Origin of the sequence: Microbacterium karelineae (assembly GCF_009745985.1) — a bacterium.
GTDB lineage: Bacteria > Actinomycetota > Actinomycetes > Actinomycetales > Microbacteriaceae > Microbacterium > Microbacterium karelineae.
Genome location: NZ_WFIX01000153.1, coordinates 1 through 1,012 on the forward strand (window position 1 = coordinate 1; position 1,012 = coordinate 1,012).

General features: G+C 39.3%; 2 protein-coding genes. Both read right to left on the bottom strand.

What is annotated here, in order from left to right; translation table 11 throughout:
- The coding region (locus GB932_RS22365; protein WP_156758949.1) for a c-type cytochrome at positions 1-541 on the bottom strand (541 nt) is incomplete at its 3' end.
- Between the two features lies 1 nt (position 542).
- Positions 543-1,012, bottom strand: a 470-nt coding sequence (locus GB932_RS22370; RefSeq protein WP_156758950.1) for a DUF3341 domain-containing protein, incomplete at its 5' end; no start/stop codon positions are given.

Below are 1,012 nucleotides of genomic sequence, written 5' to 3' on the forward strand. Positions count from 1 at the left end.
CCATGGCATTTCTACCGTTTGTTAATACATAATGAACAGATCCTACAGTAATTTCTCTGTCAGCATAGTTGGGTACTCCAGAGAATGCTCCACTTTGAACGATAGGTCCTTGTCCATCACCTCCTGTACCGTGACATGCAGCACAAGTGTGATCAAACAGTATTTTACCTCTTTCAAGATCCTTAGCTGCATTAGCTGGGTTCAAAGGAGATGCTGTAAGTTTTTTAGATGCTTCATACCCTGCGTTGTACTCGTCAACATTCTTAGGTAATAAGCTTTCTTCAAAAACTCCGTCTTTATTCTGAGGAACTGATCCTTCAACCGGAGAAAGACCTGTTGCACCATTATTTTTAACAAAAGCAGGAATTTCATTTTCATGATCTGAATAAGCATCCTGAGCTTTCATCAATGGATCATAAGCTACCGGAAAATACATGTCCGGGAAATATACCAACGGAGTATTCTCCTTTGGTCCGCAAGAGTTAAGTAAAACTGTTGTTAAACCTAAAACCGCTGTAATTTTTAATACATTCTTTTTCATTTTAAGCGTCTTTAACAGTTATTTCTTCAACTCCAGTTTCAATAAGCAACTGTTTTACAGATTCTACATCTTCAGTTACGAATTCCATCATGAATTTATCATCAGTCGTTCTTGGGTCCGGGTTCTGAGCTGGAGCTCCTGGATACATTTTGTTTCTAACTAAGAAAGTTAAAGACATCATGTGAGCAGCACAGAATACCATTAATTCGAACATTGGAACTACGAATGCCGGCATGTTGTGTCCCCAGTCAAAAGCTGGTTTACCACCGATATTCTGAGGCCAGTCGTGATTCATCACGTACCAGGTAAGAGTAGCACCAATAGTTACACCATAACAAGCATAGATGAAAGCGGCATCAGAAATTCTAGTTTTCTTTAAACCTAAAGCTTTGTCTAGTCCGTGAACCGGAAACGGAGTATAAACTTCGTTAATTGCGATTCCTTTATCGTTGAATGCTTTAACGCCGTTCA